Source organism: Methylobacterium sp. E-012, assembly GCF_057836545.1.
Genome location: NZ_JBYQEY010000001.1, coordinates 3373525 through 3389183, shown reverse-complemented (window position 1 = coordinate 3389183; position 15659 = coordinate 3373525). Strand labels below are relative to the sequence as shown.

At 67.5% G+C, this 15659-nt stretch carries 13 protein-coding genes; 10 read left to right on the top strand and 3 right to left on the bottom strand.

Going from position 1 to position 15659, the window contains the following annotated elements; translation table 11 throughout:
• Positions 1-12 precede the first annotated feature (12 nt).
• Entirely contained in the window at positions 13-687 is a 675-nt protein-coding gene (locus tag AC3IF1_RS16390) for a Crp/Fnr family transcriptional regulator (RefSeq protein ID WP_489218457.1), read from the bottom strand.
• 186 nt (positions 688-873) lie between these two features.
• Between AC3IF1_RS16390 and AC3IF1_RS16385 the strand changes: the two genes are divergently transcribed.
• The 3 genes from AC3IF1_RS16385 to AC3IF1_RS16375 are packed head-to-tail and all read left to right on the top strand — an operon-like array spanning position 874 to position 2768.
• Complete coding sequence (locus tag AC3IF1_RS16385; protein ID WP_489218455.1) at positions 874-1674, top strand: pentapeptide repeat-containing protein; 801 nt, start codon at positions 874-876, stop codon at positions 1672-1674.
• Between the two features lie 44 nt (positions 1675-1718).
• Positions 1719-2108, top strand: a complete 390-nt coding sequence (locus tag AC3IF1_RS16380) for a thioredoxin family protein (RefSeq protein WP_489218454.1) — start codon at positions 1719-1721, stop codon at positions 2106-2108.
• A 6-nt stretch (positions 2109-2114) separates the two neighbouring features.
• On the top strand, positions 2115-2768 hold the full coding sequence (locus tag AC3IF1_RS16375; RefSeq protein ID WP_489218453.1) for a cytochrome c biogenesis CcdA family protein: 654 nt from the start codon (positions 2115-2117) through the stop codon (positions 2766-2768).
• Positions 2769-2770: 2 nt separating this feature from the next.
• On the opposite strand, the gene AC3IF1_RS16370 is transcribed toward AC3IF1_RS16375, so the two are convergent.
• Together AC3IF1_RS16370 and AC3IF1_RS16365 are read right to left on the bottom strand one after the other, a co-directional pair.
• A protein-coding gene (locus AC3IF1_RS16370; protein WP_489220288.1) for an IS3 family transposase occupies positions 2771-3939 on the bottom strand; the annotation gives its coding sequence in 2 pieces (ribosomal slippage) (positions 2771-3675 and positions 3675-3939; 1170 coding nt in all).
• 200 nt (positions 3940-4139) lie between these two features.
• Positions 4140-6947, bottom strand: a complete 2808-nt coding sequence (locus AC3IF1_RS16365; protein WP_489218452.1) for a hybrid sensor histidine kinase/response regulator — start codon at positions 6945-6947, stop codon at positions 4140-4142.
• 812 nt (positions 6948-7759) lie between these two features.
• Here AC3IF1_RS16365 and AC3IF1_RS16360 point away from each other — a divergent pair.
• The 7 genes from AC3IF1_RS16360 to AC3IF1_RS16330 all read left to right on the top strand — a co-directional run bounded on the left by AC3IF1_RS16360 (position 7760) and on the right by AC3IF1_RS16330 (position 15627).
• Complete coding sequence (locus AC3IF1_RS16360; RefSeq protein ID WP_489218451.1) at positions 7760-9019, top strand: SPFH domain-containing protein; 1260 nt, start codon at positions 7760-7762, stop codon at positions 9017-9019.
• 379 nt (positions 9020-9398) lie between these two features.
• On the top strand, positions 9399-9677 hold the full coding sequence (locus AC3IF1_RS16355) for a hypothetical protein (protein WP_267359698.1): 279 nt from the start codon (positions 9399-9401) through the stop codon (positions 9675-9677).
• 128 nt (positions 9678-9805) lie between these two features.
• Positions 9806-10201, top strand: coding sequence for a DUF4149 domain-containing protein (locus tag AC3IF1_RS16350; RefSeq protein ID WP_489220399.1), 396 nt, complete (start codon positions 9806-9808; stop codon positions 10199-10201).
• Positions 10202-10410: 209 nt separating this feature from the next.
• The gene (locus tag AC3IF1_RS16345) at positions 10411-12048 is read left to right on the top strand and encodes an amidohydrolase (RefSeq protein ID WP_489218450.1); all 1638 of its coding nucleotides are present in this window, start codon (positions 10411-10413) and stop codon (positions 12046-12048) included.
• Positions 12045-13037 carry a CobW family GTP-binding protein gene (locus tag AC3IF1_RS16340; protein ID WP_489218449.1) on the top strand — a complete coding sequence of 331 codons (993 nt, stop codon included), beginning with the start codon at positions 12045-12047 and terminating at the stop codon, positions 13035-13037. The genes AC3IF1_RS16345 and AC3IF1_RS16340 overlap by 4 nt, the downstream gene beginning before the upstream one ends.
• Complete coding sequence (locus AC3IF1_RS16335) at positions 13028-14647, top strand: ABC transporter substrate-binding protein (RefSeq protein WP_489218448.1); 1620 nt, start codon at positions 13028-13030, stop codon at positions 14645-14647. The genes AC3IF1_RS16340 and AC3IF1_RS16335 overlap by 10 nt, the downstream gene beginning before the upstream one ends.
• A complete protein-coding gene (locus AC3IF1_RS16330; protein ID WP_489218446.1) occupies positions 14644-15627 on the top strand; it encodes an ABC transporter permease in 984 nt (327 codons plus the stop codon). The genes AC3IF1_RS16335 and AC3IF1_RS16330 overlap by 4 nt, the downstream gene beginning before the upstream one ends.
• Positions 15628-15659: the final 32 nt, after the last annotated feature.

Genomic DNA, 15659 nt, shown 5'->3' with positions numbered 1-15659 from the left:
GCGCGCCGCAGTTCACCGCCTACCGGCGGTAGCCAAGCTCGCCCGTTCTACAATCTCGACTGCGCCGCGACGCAGCTCGATCAAGCCTGCCTCGGCCCATTGCGCCAGGATGCGGCTCACCACCTCGCGCACGCTGCCAATGTCGTCGGCGAGCTTCTGATGGGTCACGGCAACGACACCGCGCGGATCGGCTTCAGCCAGGAGCCGTTGGGCGAGGCGCTGCTTCAGCGGGGCGAACGCCACCTCGTCGATGAGCGTGAACAGGCCAGACATCAGCCGCGTGTAATCGTCCATGACGAAGCTGCGAAACGTGGCGCTATCCCCCATCAGGTGCTGGAACGTGCTCACTGGCAGAGCTGCAAGCTCAGTCCGCTCCTCGGCCACGCTCTGGGCCGGGAAGGTGCCGCCGGACAGGAGGCATTGCGTGGTCAGGGCGCAGGTACCGCCAGGGCCGACCTTGTAGATCAGCACCTCACGCCCGCCTTCGGACATGCGGAAGATGCGCGTGCGCCCCTCCAGGCACATCAGGTAGTTGGCGCATTCACCATCCAGCTCGTAGGCCGTGGCGCCGGCCTCCAGCACCGGGAACTGCACGGTGCCCCGGGCGAGCTGCAGGTGCGCCGGGCTGAGCGCCTGGAGAAGTGGAAATCGGTCGACCCAATGCTCGACCTTATGCGCGTCCATCATGACCGGCGTCGCCCTCTCAGCCGTGACGACAGGCTGATCATCCGGCTCGCGTTGCGTTTTTCTCCCGCCGCGCCGGACTTGTGTGACCTGGGTCACCGACCGGGTGCAGCAGCTCAGCATAGCATCGCGGCACAATGAAAACGATACGGGCGCCGGCCCTGCACGGCACCCGATGGGAGTGACCCGATGCGCCGCCTCGCCCTGAGCTTCATGCTGGCTACACTCGCTGCCGGCCCGGCCGCCGCCGAACAGGATCTGCTCCTCGGCGCCAACATGTCCTCGCCTGCGATGACCCAGGCCGAGATGAGCCGCGCCGACGTCGAGGCGATGATCAAGGCCGCGGACGGCAGGCCGATCGACCTGCACGACAAGGCCCTGTCCGGCCTCGACCTGTCCGGGTTGAACCTCCGGGGCGCCAACCTGCGGACCGCGCGCCTGAACAAGACTAACCTGCGCGGCGCCGACCTCAGCGGTGCCAACCTCGAACAGGCGTGGTTCCTGAAGGCCGACCTGTCCGGCGCCAAGCTCGCGGAAACGAAGATGTTCGGCATCACCGCCCGGGACGCCAACCTCAGCGGTGCCGACCTCAGCCGGTCGATGCCGATCGGCGACTTCAAGGGCGCCAACATGAGCGGCGCGACGCTCGTAGACCTGAAAGGCGGCGCCGACATCAAGAACCAGTCCATGGGCCTGATGCGGGCGGTGTTCACCTCGGTGAACCTTGCGGGCGCGAACCTGAAGGGGGCCAACCTCGGGCGGTCGCGCCTGGAATACGCCAACCTCAAGGATGCCGACCTCACCGACGTGGTGCTGATGGGCTCGGATTTGTCCGGGGCGAACCTGACTGGGGCCACGGTAGCGGGCGCGGACTTCAAGAACGTCGACGTCAGCGGCGCCCGGCTGATCGACCTCAAAGGCCAGGACAGCGCCAAGGACTGGTCAGCCCGCGTGAACGTCGACCGCGCCATCACCCAGGCGTCGAACTAACCCTCGTTCCCCCGCCTCGCATCCGCTCACGGAGATCCGCGCTCATGACCACCCGCCGCATCCTGCTCGCCGCCTTCGCCGTCGCCCCCATGCTGTTCGGCACCGCCGCCATCGCCGCCGAGATGACCTACACGCCCGCCGCGTTCGAGGCCGCCCAGAAGGCGGGCAAGCCGATCCTGGTGCACATCACCGCCCCGTGGTGCACCACCTGCGCGGCGCAGAAGCCGATCCTCGCCGAGCTGGAGGCCGATCCGAAGTTCAAGGACCTGCAGGTGTTCGACGTCGACTTCGATAGCCGCAAGGACGTCGTGAAACAGTTCGGCGCGACGATGCAGAGCACCCTCATCACCTACAAGGGCGACAAGGAGACCGGGCGCTCGGCCGGCGAGACCAAGCCCGAGGCGATCTCGTTGCTCCTCGATAAGGCGATCTGAGCCGTCATGGTCACGAGCCTGAGCCTCGCCTTCCTTGCCGGCATCCTCTCAGTGCTGTCCCCCTGCGTGCTGCCATTGCTGCCGCTGGTGCTGGGCGCGGCGGCCTCGGAGCATAGGTTCGGTCCGGCGGTGCTCGCTGCCGGGCTCGCTCTTTCCTTCGTGGTCATCGGGCTGTTCGTGGCGGCCGTGGGGTTCGCCATCGGTCTCGACGCCGGCATCTTCCGAACCGGCGCGGCCATCATGCTCATCCTGATCGGGCTGGTCCTGATGGTCCCGGCGGCGCAGACGCGGCTGGCCGTGGCCGCGGGTCCGATGAGCAACTGGACGGAGAACAGGTTCGGCGGCTTCTCCACCGCCGGCCTGCTCGGCCAGTTCGGCGTTGGGGTGCTGCTCGGGGCGGTGTGGAGCCCTTGCGTCGGACCAACCCTCGGGGCGGCTTCACTGCTCGCCTCCCAGGGACGCGACCTCGGCACCGTCGCGTTGACCATGCTGCTGTTCGGCCTCGGCGCGGCACTGCCACTGCTCCTGCTCGGCACGCTCTCACGCGAGGTGCTGATGCGTTGGCGCAATCGGATGATGGGCCTGGGCAAGGGGCTGAAGGCCGCCCTCGGCTTGGTTCTGGTAGCCATGGCCTGCCCCCATCCGGTGGCCCAGGTTTGAAGTTAGTGCATCGTCGGTCGCGTGACGATGGCGGGGCGAGCGGACGGTACTGAGCCGCCCGGTTCCGGTGGCCGGATGACGACCTCCGGCGCAGGCGGGCAGTAGCCGAGTGACGAGTGGGGTCGGATGCTGTTGTAGTACCTCCGCCATCGCTCGATCACGACGCTGGCTTCCTTGAGGGTGTAGAACACCTCGCCGTTGAGGAGTTCATCCCGTAGCTTCGCGTTGAAGCTCTCGCAGTACCCGTTTTCCCAAGGACTGCCCGGCTCGATGTAAGCCGTCTTCGAGCCGACCGCTGTGATCCAGTCTTGGACGGCTTTGGCGATGAACTCCGGGCCATTGTCCGAACGGATATGCTCGGGCACGCCGCGCAGGCTGAACAGATCCGAGAGGACATCGATCACGTCGTACGCCTTCAGCTTACGGGACACACGGATGGCCAGGCACTCACGGGTGAACTCATCGACCACGTTCAGCATCCGATACTTGCGCCCATTGTGCGTGCGGTGCTCGACGAAGTCGTAAGACCAGACGTGGCCGGGCCGCTCCGGCCGCAAACGGAGGCAGGAGCCATCGTTGAGCCAGAGGCGGGCTCGCTTCGGCTGTCGCGCTGGAACCTTGAGCCCCTCCAGCCGCCAGATCCGTTCGACCCGCTTCACGTTCACCGTCCAGCCATCGCGGCGGAGCATCGCCGTGATCCGACGGTAGCCGTAGCGCCCGTACTGGAGAGCCAGTGCGACGATGGCGGCGGTCAATGCCGCCTCGTCCTCGACCACCACGGCGCGCTTGCGCTGTGTCGAGCGGTGCTGACCAAGAACGCGGCAAGCGAACCGTTCCGACACGCCATGCTCGGCCACGACGTAGTCGACGCAAGCCCGGCGGCGAGCCGGGCTCAGAAGTTTCCCGAAGCTGCCTCCTTCAGGATGAGCTTCTCCAGCGTCAGGTCCGAGATCGCCCGACGCAGGCGCAGGTTCTCCGTCTCCAAGGACTTCAGCCGCTTGACCTGATCACCCTTCAGGCCGCCGTACTCGGATCGCCAACGATAGTACGTGACCTCCGTCACCTCGATGGATCGGATTGCTTCGGAGACCTTGCGGCCCTGCGAGACCAAAACATCGACCTGACGCAGCTTCGCGACGATCTCTTCAGCCGTATGCTTCTTCCGACGCATCATAACATCCTCCACATGGCGCGAAGCCATACCTCAGGGAGGACCACTTTTCAGGGGGCAGGCCACCTCCACGGCGAGCGGAAAGTCGGCACAGAACGGGTTCAGCATGACGGCTCCGGTCGGTGGTTCGCGCCTGATAACGCCGTAGCGGAACCCCAGTCGCTACGGACGATGACGCAGGTCAACCTCTGCCGGCGGGTTCAAGCCTCGGCGATGAGATCCTTGATGCGGGTGGCGAGGGTTTCCAGCACGAACGGCTTGGTCAGGACCTGCATGCCGGGGCGCAGGTAGCCATTCCCGAGCACAGCGTTCTCGGCGTAGCCGGTAATAAAAAGCACCTTCAGGTCCGGCCGCCGCTCGCGGCCGGCATCGGCCATCTGCCGCCCGTTCATGCCCCCCGGCAGCCCGACGTCGGTCACCAGCAGGTCGATGCGCACGTCCGACTGAAGTACCTTCAGGCCTCCCACGCTGTCGGCGGCCTCGATGGCGGTGTAGCCAAGGTCTTCCAGTACCTCGGTGACGAGCATGCGCACGGAGGGCTCGTCGTCCACGATCAACACTGTCTCGCCCTGGCCGGCCTGCTCCACCTCGGCAAGCCTGCGGGCCACGTCATCCTCGTCGGCCTCGCCGTAGTGGCGCGGCAGGTAGAGGCAGACCGTCGTCCCGACGCCGACCTCGGAATAGATCCGCACCTGTCCGCCGGACTGTCGGGCGAAACCGTAGACCATGGACAGTCCGAGGCCCGTGCCCTCGCCGGTAGGCTTGGTGGTGAAGAACGGCTCGAACACCTTTCCAATCAGATCCGGGGCCATGCCGGTGCCGGTGTCGGTCACGCAGACGCCCAGGTACTGGCCGGCAGCGAGATCGTGCTGGCGGCCACCGGCCTCGTCAATCCACCTGTTGGCGGTCTCGATAGTGATGCGGCCGCCGTCCGGCATCGCGTCCCGAGCGTTGATGCACAGGTTGAGCAGCGCGTTCTCCAATTGTCCTGGGTCGATCAGCGCCGGCCACAGCCCCGCGAGGCCGACGACCTCCAAGTGGACGGCAGGACCGACAGTACGCCGGATCAACTCCTCCATGTCCCGGACCAGGCGGTTCACGTTGGTGGGCTTGGGGTCGAGGGTCTGGCGCCGGGAAAAGGCGAGCAGGCGATGCGTCAGGGCGGCGGCGCGCTTGGCCGCCCCTTGCGCGACGCTCATGTAGCGGTCGAGGTCGCCCATGCGACCCTGCAACATGCGGGTCTGCATCAGTTCCAGCGAGCCTGAGATGCCGGCAAGCAGGTTGTTGAAATCATGCGCGAGGCCGCCGGTCAGTTGGCCGACCGCCTCCATCTTCTGCGACTGCCGCAGGGCCTCCTCCGTCTTCGCGAGCGCCTCGCCCTGCAGCTTGATCTCGGTGACGTCGCGTACGGACGAGTAGATGAGCCCGTCGCGCGGGACAGCGTTCCAGGACAGCCAGACGTAACCGCCATCCTTGCGGCGGTAGCGGTTCTCGAACGTGAGTTGGGCCTCCCCGCGCGACAGCCCCCCCGCCGCCGCCAAGGTCGCGGCGATGTCGTCGGGGTGGACGAAATCGAGGAACGGTCGCGCCTTCATCTCGGCCTCGGTCCACCCGAGGGTCCGCGGCCAAGCCGGGTTGAGACCGACGAAGTAACCGTCGAGGTTGGCTACGCATAAGAGGTCGGACGAAGCTTGCCAGATCTGGTCGCGCTCGGCGGTCCGGGCGGCGACTTGGCGGGCTAGGTCGGCCTCCGTCTGCGCCCGGACGGTCACGTCCTGCACGAAGACGTGGAAGCCGTCGACCGCGCCGCCGTCATCCTGGCGGGGCAGGTAGCGAATCTCGGCAACGCGGTGCCGCCCGTCGCGGTGCGGCCAGTCCGTCTCGAAGGTGACGGGCTCGCCCCCGAGTGCCCGGTCGATGAAGGGCCGCCGAACGGCGTAGGCGGCCGGGCCCAGGAGTTCGCGGACATCGCGCCCGACGACCTCGCCGGGCGGGACGAAGAACCAGTCCCGGTAGGCATCGTTGGCGAAGCGGTAGACATGGCCCGCGTCGATGAACGCGATCAGCACCGGCAGCGCGTCGGTGATGAGTCGGAGTTCGCGGGCGTTGGCCTCCGCCCGCAACTCGGCGTTCCTTCGTGCGGTAATGTCGCCGAAGAAGACCGCGACGCGGCGGTCGCGCGGGTCCCCGACCCGGTGCGCACGCACGTCAAACCAGCGCCCGAACACGGCGGCGTAGTTCTCGAAGTGGGCGGATTCCCCAGTCAATGCGACGCGGCCGTAGCGGTCGAACCAGTGCCGTTCGAGGTTGGGCGCGAACGAGCTGACCCACCGACCGGCGACGTCCGCGCCGGTCTGCCGGGCGAAGGCCGGGTTGGCTTCCTCGATCAGGTAGTCGACCGCCCGTCCGTCCGCGTCGAAGCGCATCCTGATGATGCAGAACCCGACCTCGATCGTCTCGAACAGCGTCCGGTAGCGGGCCTCGCTAGCCTGCAGCGCCTCCTCGGCAAGGCGGCGGTCATGGATGTCCTCGACGACGCCGTACCAAGCCACGATGGCGCCGGCTTCGTCCCGGCGGGGACGCGCCCTGGCTCGCATCCAGCGGTATTCGCCTGCAGCCGCGATGTTGATGCGGTAGTCCACGTCGACCGGATCGCCCGAGGCGAGGCAAGCCGAGAACACCGCGACCGTGTGCGGAATGTCGTCCGGATGCAGGGCCTTCATCCAGCCCGCGCCGTCCGGTTCGCCCGGGGCCTGGCCCGTCAGGTCGAGCCAGCGATTCGAGTACGAGGTGATGTTGCCAACTGGGTCGCAGGTCCACGGGACCTGAGGGTTGAGTTCGACCGTGTGCCGGAAATGGTCTTCGCTCTCGCGGAGCTTCGCCTCGTTCTCCCTCAGCGCCATCCAGTGGAACGCCTCGCCTTCCGCCTCCGGCAGCCGCGACCGCAGGCGTATGACCTCCGCCTCAAGCTCGTTCCGCGACAACGCCGTGACGTCGAACCCAACCAAAACTCACTTCTCGCGATTGGCCGAGGTCTCGCCTCGAATTCGTGTATCCCGGGGGGCAAGCCATCCGGGCTCGACCGGTTCCGTTGACCGCGTCCCCCCGGCCGGGGCCGTGAGGCCCCGCCTGATCGGGCTACGCGGTCCGCTCCCGTCGAATCGCCCTGCGGAAGCGGGCTGCCTCAAGTCCACCGGTGCTGCCGTTCCAATAGCGGCCCTAGCCGTCGATCCGTCCCTGTCGAGCATCCCGGAGCGGGGCGTGTTCCACGACAAGCCGTTCCAGCAGCGCAAGCTCGTTCAAGGCATCCTCGAATTTGCGTCGGCCAGCCGATAGCTCGATCTATCGACCGGCTAAAAGGCACACCCGGTTCGGTGTTCAACGTCAGGTTCCCAGCATTTCTGACCGAGACCGGACGTTCCGGGCTCCACCCAACCCAGCCGTTCAGAGGCACTGGCCAACGCGACCGAAGCTGGCCGAAAGCTGCCGGTCCGCTTCGGAGGCGGGCGACCACGAAAGCGGACGCTCTCCAACCAACCCAATTCTGTCGTCAGGTTGATCTTCCCCGGTCACCAGAAGCGGACGCATGAAAGTCCGATCTTACCGGATGTCAGGCAGATCGACCCGAGGGACTGGGCTGCAACCCGCGAGCGACTAGCCTGACCAGACTCGCTCGGCAACCTTTGCGCAGGTGCGAAAAGTTCCATGCGACGCTCGCTCGGCTCAAGGCCGAGCTTCGTTGAAGCCCCACTGAGCAAGCGTATCCCGAACACTGATATTGCCGTCGCCCGTCATGGGCATTGAACGATCGAGACTTCCCATGTCCACCCTCATCCGCGCCGGCCTCTCGCTCGGCGCCCTGGCCATTTTCGCCGGCCTGCCTCGGCTCGCCTCGACCGAGGCCGCCATGACTGCGGGTCGCATCGCCGTCGATCAGCTGTCCGACAGCGACATCGCTCCGTTGAAGACGCAGATCGCGGCCGACCTCGCCGGCGGCTCCACGCTGCCGTTCCTGGCACTCCTCGCCGTTCTAGCAGTGATCTGGCTGGCTCCCGCCCGCCGGGTGCCACTCGCCGTCTTGGTCCTGGGCCTTGCCTCTGCCGCAGCGCCCGAGCCCGCGCGCGCCTACTTCAGCAAGTACGACTACGGCGAGTACATCGAGATCCTACCGAACCAATCAGCCTTTGTGATCCCAGAGAGCGGGGACACGAAGACAACGCAGGCGCAGTTTGGCTCGGAGCGCTTCCTCTCCGAGAGCAAGGTCGCGGCCAAGCGTGTCCAGATCCCGCACACCAAGCTGCCCAACACCGGCACGCTGTCAGACTATTATGTGCCAGCCGCGCGTTTGATCATCGTCGACCGAACGCCCGTCTCGCGCGAGTGGACGACCTCGTCCAACCGGGGCACTTCGGCCGCCGATCAGGGCTTCCGCTTCGAGACCGCCGACTCGATCGGGCTCTCGACCTCGGTGGTGATCTCCGCCTTCGTAAAGGAAGAGGACGCAGCCAAGTTCCTTTACTGGTTCGGTACCAAGCCCTCGGCCCAGGACACGGACGAGGCGCGCTTCGCCTCGGTCCTCTACGGCCGATCGCTAGCCGAGGTGGTCGACGGCAACGTCCATCGCACTGTGCAGGCAGCGCTCGCGCGGGAGTTTGGCCGTCGCTCGACCGATGACGCGATCCGTCAGAAGGCCGAGATCATGGCCGCCGTCGAGAAGGCTGTAATCGACCAGTTCGCGCCGATGGGCATCACCGTGACAACGCTGGGCTTTGCCGACGAGCTGAACTTCGAGAATACCGCGATCCAGGCGGCGATCGACGATACGTTTATGGCCAACAAGCGGGCGCAGTCGGCCCAGGCGCAGCTTGCCACGCTGCCGATCCAGGAGCGGATCCTCGACATGGAGATCCGCCGGTCGGACGCGCAGGCAAGGCAGACGCTCGCTGGCCGCTGGAACGGCAGCGCATCGGGCTTCCTGCCGTCGTGGGTGGTAATTCCAAGCGATATCCTCGGCACCGTCCGCGGTTGGTTAGGCGGTGGTGAGCAGAAGCCGGCGACGACTTCTACAACGAAGGGCTGATAGCCAAGCTATGATTACAAGCCGAGCGCTTGATATCCGTAAGGGGGGAGCTGCTTTCGACCCAACGTAGGCCTACAGATTGCTGCCAGCGCTGCGCGAAAGCGGTCATAGGTCCGGGTACCCGTGCAGGTCACGTGCGCTGCCAAGGCGCATAGTCAATGCGGTTCGGCTTCACAGATAGTGCAGGCACGACCTGGAATATGGCTCACTGTCCAGGGAGGACCAGGGCGAGTCACTCTTCGCCACCGGTGATGCTAGCGAAGAAATTGTTTCTCGTTCTAACCCGCCTCAGCAACGCTTAGTCACTACGTCCTGTGACGCAAACAAATGTTGGGGACTTTGATTGTTCTTGGACCACCCTAACCGAGGGGCCTCGAAGATGCCGGTTCGCTCTTTAGTGATTTTGATACTGACGTCGGTTGCAACGCCAGCCCTGGCCTTGCAACCGCAGGACACTTTGCGTGATTGGAGCGCCGCACCGGGCGTCGACCGGGACCGCCTTATGCAGCAGTTGGAGAAATCCGGCGGAGGAGGTGCTCCGCGCAAGGATGTGTTGTCCTGCCTAAATGCCGCTTCGGGCATGGACGCGCATGCCAACTTGGCGATCAGCGACGTGTTCACTGCCTGCACTAAACAGACACTGAAAGACTCGATCTGAGCGTCGCCCCCCACCTCGCTCGTGAAGCAAGGGAGTATTCTCCCGAGGAAGGAGCACGGCATCGATGGGGCCGAGGGAACCGAACGCCACCCGCAAGGGCGATCAGAAAATCATAAGGCTTGAAACCGATGCTCTCGCAAACAGCTATCCTCCTGACCGCCCTCCTGTTCGGCGGGATGATCCTGTACTCATTCGGCTTCGCCGCGTTCTTGTTTAGCGCCCTGCCCGCCGACGCGGCAGGCCCGCTCCTGCGCCGCGCCTTCCCGCACTTCTACGTTTTCGTCATAGGGTGCGCCCTCTTCGGCGCAGCGCTGACAGCCAGCATCGATAGGACCTCCGCTCTTATTTTGGGGCTCATCGCCGTCACGGCACTCCTCGCGCGCCAAATCCTCATGCCGGCCATCAACGGGGCGACCGACATGGGCAATCGTAGACGTTTCGGCGTGCTTCATACCGGGTCGGTGCTGGTCACCTTGGCTCACATCGTCGGATCGTCCGCGGTGATCCTGAGGCTATCCGCCTAGGTTTTTGATCCCTCGGTGTGGTGGTACGGTCGGCCACCAAGCCGTTCGGGACGCCGAACCGGCCATGTCATCCCCGGCAGCACCTGCATCGCCGCGTGGGCCGGAGCTCCGATCGGCGGCGCCGCGCCCTGGCTCCCTTCATCCCCGGCGTCTGGCGCTAGCGGTCCGGGCGAACGGCCGGCATCCTAAGCGTCGTGCCGAGGACAGCCATGCCGAGTGAGATCACCCTCTTTGAGGCCCGGCGGGTCATCACGATGAACCCATCGCGTTCGGATGCGACCCATATCGCCGTGCGGGACGGGCGCGTGCTGATGGTCGGGACGCCGGCCGAGTTCGACGGGCTCGACGCGGTGCCGGATCGCCGCTTCGCCGACAAGGTCATCCTCCCCGGCTTCGTCGAGGGGCACGCCCACGTGATGGAGGGCACCCTCTGGCGCCAGACCTATGTCGGCGCTGGCGACCGCCGCAGCCCGGACGGACGTCGCGTGCCGGGTCTGCGCGACATCGGCGCCGTCGTGGACCGGCTCTCGGAGGCGGACCGGGCCATCGCCGACCCGGACCAGCTGCTCTACGGTTGGGGCTTCGATCCGCTGCATCTCGGCGGCGCGCGCCTGACCCGCCACGACCTCGACCGGGTCTCGACCACCCGGCCGGTGATGGTCCACCATGCCAGCCTGCACATCACCAACGTCAACAGCCTGCTCCTGGAGATGGCCGGCTTCGATGAGCACACGGCCATCGACGGCGTGCCGAAGCTGCCGGACGGCACGCCGTCCGGCGAGCTGCAGGGGATCGCCGCGCGGCTGCGCCTGTTCCGGGGGCTCGGCTACAACCCGATGAGCGGGACCCTCGACGCCGCCGATGTGGGCCGGTTCGGCGCGGCTGCGCAACTCCAGGGCATCACCACCATCGCCGACCTGCACAACGACCTCACGGACGCGACCGTGGCGGTTTACGGCGCTGCCTGCGTCGAGGGACTGCCGGTGCGGATCGTGCCGGCTCTGGCCTCGGTCTCGTGCCCCCCGGAAGACGGGGTCGCCAGGATCGGCCGCCTCGCCGCCGCTAGCACCGAGCGCCTCCGCTTCGGCATCGTGAAGATCGTCGTCGACGGGTCGATCCAGGGCTTCACCGCCCGGCTCCTGCCGCCGGGCTATCACAACGGCGCGCCGAACGGCCTCTGGTACGTCGCCCCCGAGGATCTCGACCGGATCGTCGGCGTCTACCACGCCGCCGGCATCCAGCTTCACATCCACACCAACGGCAACGAGGCCACCGAGGCGGCGCTCGACGCGGTCGAGAAGGCGCAGATCGCCCATCCCCGTCCCGACCACCGGCACACCCTCCAGCATTGCCAGATGGCAACTGAGGCGCAGCTGCGGCGGGTCAAGGCCCTGGGCCTGTGCCTCAACCTGTTCTCGAACCACCTCTACTACTGGGGTGACGCCCATCACGACCTGACGATGGGGCCAGAGCGGGCAGCCCGGATCGACGCCGCCAGGAGCGCGGCGCGGCTCGGTATCCCGCTCGCGATCCACTCGGACGCGCCGGTGACGCCGCTCGGGCCGCTGTTCACCGCTTGGTGCGCCGTCAACCGGACCACATCGTCGGGGCGCGTGCTCGGCCCCGAGGAGCGGCTGAGCGTCGCCCAAGCCCTGCACGCCGTGACGCTGGGGGCCGCCTACACCCTGCGGATGGACCATTGCGTCGGCTCCATCGAGGCCGGGAAGTTCGCCGATTTCGCCGTCCTCGACGCGGATCCCTACGCGGTACCCCAGGAGGCGCTCAAAGACATTCCGGTCCACGCCACGGTGTTGGGCGGCCGCGTCTTCGCGGTGCCGCCGGCATGAGGCGCGGGCTTCCCCCGCCCGCGACGCGCTGCCCGCTCACGGTCGTCGGCGGCTTCCTCGGAGCCGGCAAGACGACGCTGCTGAACCGGCTGCTCGCCGGGTCGCAGGGCCGCTACGCGGTGCTGGTCAACGATTTCGGCGCGATCAACGTCGATGCGGGCCTGATCCAGAACCATGATGGGCAGACCCTGCGGCTGACCAACGGCTGCGTCTGCTGCAGCCTCGCCGACGGCTTCCTCGACACGCTGATGCGCGTCCTCGCGGAGCCCGAACCCTTCGACCACATCGTCATCGAGGCGAGCGGCGTCGGCGATCCGGGCGCCATCGCGGAGATCGCCCTGGTGGAGCCCGGCCTCGTCCTGCGCGGCGTCGTCGTGCTGGCGGATGCCGAGCGCCTGCCGGGCCTCGCCGCCGACCCGCGCCTGGGCGATACCCTCGCCCGCCAGATCCGCGCGGCCGACCTCCTCGTTCTCAACAAGCGCGACCTCGTGGACGAAGCGGGTCGCGCGGTAGCCCGGGATACGCTCGCCGCCCTCGCGCCCGGCGTCCCGGTCATCGAGACCGTGGCGGCCGCGCTGCCCGCTTCTGTCTTCGATCTCGGCGGCGCAGGTCCGGACCGGGCCCGGCGGGGATCGACCCGGCTGCGGGCCGAGGCGGTGCCGCACGAGGAGGCCTTCCAGCGCCTGCTCTACCGGCGCGCGGGCGCGTTCGACCGCGCCGCGCTCGAACGCGCGCTCGCCGGCATGCCGGCCGCACTCCTGCGGCTGAAGGGTCGCCTCGGTCTGGCCGACAGGCCCGGGATGCACCTGCTGCAGATGGTCGGGCGCCGCTGGAGCCTGTCGCCGCTGCCCGAGCCTGCGCCGGACGAAGCCGAACTCGTCGGCATCGCGGCGACCGATCCCGAAGCCGGCCCGACGCTCGCCGGCCTCCTCGACGCCGCGATGCGACACCCGCACACCCCACACGGAGACCGAACCCGATGCGCCTGACCAAACGCACGCTCCTCGGCGCCGGCCTCTCGGTCCTCGCCGCACCCCTGACGACCCCGATCCTCGACCTGCCGAAGGCGCTGGCCGACGACGCGGCCGCGCCGCTGGTGATCGGCACCAGCCAAGTGCCGCGCCACTTCAACGGCGCCGTGCAGTCCGGCATCGCCACCGGGATGGTGTCGACGCAGATCTTCGCGAGCCCGCTGCGCTACGACGACCAGTGGAACCCGCAACCCTACCTGGCGAAATCCTGGGTCGTCGCCCCCGACAACCTCAGCGTGACGCTCCACCTCGTGGAGGACGCCGTCTTCCACGACGGCCACCCGCTGACCGCCGAGGATGTCGCCTTCTCGATCGGGGTGATCAAGGCCAACCATCCGTTCCAGACCATGCTGGAGCCGGTCTCGACGGTCGAGACCCCCGATGCCCACACGGTCATCATCCGGCTCGCGCGCCCGCACCCGGCGCTGCTGCTGGCCATGTCGCCCGGCCTGATGCCGATCCTGCCCAAGCACGTCTACGGCGACGGCCAGGACATCAAGACCCATCCGGCCAACCTGAAGCCCGTCGGCTCCGGCCCGTTCAAGTTCGTGGAGTACAAGCAGGGCGAGTCGATCCAGCTCGAGCGATTCGACCGGTTCTTCATCCCCGGGCGGCCCAGGTTGGCGCGGCTCGTCTACCGGATCCTGCCGGACCAGAACAGCCTCGTCATCGCCACCGAGCGGCGCGAGATCGGCATGCTGCCGTTCCTCTCCTCGGTGCGCGATATCGAGCGCCTCGTCAAGGCGCCGACCCTGACCGTGACGGATCGCGGCTTCGAGGGGATCGGCCCGATCAACTGGCTGGCCTTCAACTGCGGGAAGAAGCCCCTCGACGACGTGCGCGTCCGTCGGGCCATCGCGCTGGCGGCCAACCGCGACTTCATCACCGGCAAGCTGCTCGGCGGCGTCGCGAAGGCGGCCACCGGCCCGATCGTGCCGGGCTCGCCGTTCTACGAGCCGGCCGTCGACCTCTACAAGCTCGACATCGCCGAGGCGGACGCCCTGCTCGACGAGGCCGGCCTGAAGAAGGGGCCGGATGGCACGCGGTTCCAGCTCACCATCGACTACATCCCCAACGACAACGATCAGCAGCGCAACGTCGCCGAGTACCTGCGGGCCGGCCTCAAGCGGATCGGCATCGCCCTCCAGGTCCGCGCTGCGCCGGACTTCCCGACCTGGGCGCAGCGCGTCTCCAACTTCGATTTCGACCTGACCATGGACAACGTCTTCAACTGGGGCGACCCGGTGATCGGCGTGGCGCGGACCTACCTGTCGACCAATATCCGCAAGGGTGTGATCTGGTCGAATACCCAGCAGTACGAGAACCCGAAGGTCGACGAACTGCTGAACGCCGCCGCGGTCGAGACAGACCTGCAGAAGCGCAAGGCGCTCTACGACGAGTTCCAAAAGATCGTCGTGTCCGAGGCGCCGATCGCCTATCTCAACCTCACCCCCTACAAGGCGGTCTACGACAAGCGCCTGACGAACCTGCCCCTGTCGATCTGGGGGCCGCTCTCGCCCCTCGACGAGGTCGCCTGGGCGCAGGGCGCCGCCGGAGCCGAGCGATGACGGGCCTGCGCAGGCTCGGCGCGACGGCAGCGAACGCCGTCGGCCTGCTGCTCGCCGTGGTGGTACTGAACTTCCTGCTGATCCAGGCGGCGCCAGGTGATCCGGCGCAGGTCATCGCCGGGGAGATGGGCGGTGCCTCGCCGGAGATCATGGCCGAGATCCGCACGCGCTACGGCCTCGACCGCAGCCTGCCCGAGCAGCTCGCGACCTATGTCGGCAAGGTCGCGCGGGGCGATCTCGGCTACTCGTTCTTCTTCAACGAGCCGGTCTCGCGCCTCATCCTCGGGCGGCTGCCGGCCACCGCCGTGCTGGTCCTGTCGTCCCTCGGCTTCGCGGTGCTCGCCGGCGCCGGCCTCGGGATCCTGGGCGCCCGCAAACCGAACGGCCTCCTCAGTCACGCGGTCTCCCTGGTGGCGATCGCCGGCAACGCCGCGCCGGTGTTCTGGACCGGCCTGATGCTGCTGGTCGTGTTCGCCTCCCTGTGGCCGGTGCTCCCGGTCGCCGGGATGGAGGACGTGGCCACCCCGCGCCACGGCCTCGCCTACGGTCTCGACGTCGCCCAGCACCTGGTCCTGCCGGCGCTGATCCTCGGCATCGTCTACGTCGCGCAGTACAGCCGCCTGATGCGCGCCAGCATGATCGACGCGCTCAACGCCGACTACGTCCGGACCGCCCGGGCCAAGGGCCTGCCGGAGCGGATCGTGATCGGCAAGCACGCGCTGCGCAACGCGCTGATCCCCCTCGTCACCATGGTCGGGCTCCAGTTCGGTCAGCTCTTCGCCGGGGCGATCCTGGTGGAGACCGTGTTCGCGTGGCCGGGGCTCGGCCGGCTGACCTTCGACTCGATCCTGCGGCGCGACTACCCGACGCTGCTCGGGATCCTGTTCTGCTCGGCGCTGCTGGTCATCGCGGCGAACCTCGTCACCGACCTCCTCTATCGCCTGATCGACCCGCGGATCCGCGCCGGGAGGCCGTTATGAGCGCCCTCGTCGCGGCCGAGCCGGCGGTGCGG

What these genes read in the sequence shown, in the direction of transcription:
- AC3IF1_RS16390 (WP_489218457.1), bottom strand. Translation starts at nt 687, where the DNA reads ATGATGGACGCGCATAAGGTCGAGCATTGGGTCGACCGATTTCCACTT.
- AC3IF1_RS16385 (WP_489218455.1), top strand. Translation starts at nt 874, where the DNA reads ATGCGCCGCCTCGCCCTGAGCTTCATGCTGGCTACACTCGCTGCCGGC.
- AC3IF1_RS16380 (WP_489218454.1), top strand. Translation starts at nt 1,719, where the DNA reads ATGACCACCCGCCGCATCCTGCTCGCCGCCTTCGCCGTCGCCCCCATG.
- AC3IF1_RS16375 (WP_489218453.1), top strand. Translation starts at nt 2,115, where the DNA reads ATGGTCACGAGCCTGAGCCTCGCCTTCCTTGCCGGCATCCTCTCAGTG.
- AC3IF1_RS16360 (WP_489218451.1), top strand. Translation starts at nt 7,760, where the DNA reads ATGTCCACCCTCATCCGCGCCGGCCTCTCGCTCGGCGCCCTGGCCATT.
- AC3IF1_RS16355 (WP_267359698.1), top strand. Translation starts at nt 9,399, where the DNA reads ATGCCGGTTCGCTCTTTAGTGATTTTGATACTGACGTCGGTTGCAACG.
- AC3IF1_RS16350 (WP_489220399.1), top strand. Translation starts at nt 9,806, where the DNA reads ATGCTCTCGCAAACAGCTATCCTCCTGACCGCCCTCCTGTTCGGCGGG.
- AC3IF1_RS16345 (WP_489218450.1), top strand. Translation starts at nt 10,411, where the DNA reads ATGCCGAGTGAGATCACCCTCTTTGAGGCCCGGCGGGTCATCACGATG.
- AC3IF1_RS16340 (WP_489218449.1), top strand. Translation starts at nt 12,045, where the DNA reads ATGAGGCGCGGGCTTCCCCCGCCCGCGACGCGCTGCCCGCTCACGGTC.
- AC3IF1_RS16335 (WP_489218448.1), top strand. Translation starts at nt 13,028, where the DNA reads ATGCGCCTGACCAAACGCACGCTCCTCGGCGCCGGCCTCTCGGTCCTC.
- AC3IF1_RS16330 (WP_489218446.1), top strand. Translation starts at nt 14,644, where the DNA reads ATGACGGGCCTGCGCAGGCTCGGCGCGACGGCAGCGAACGCCGTCGGC.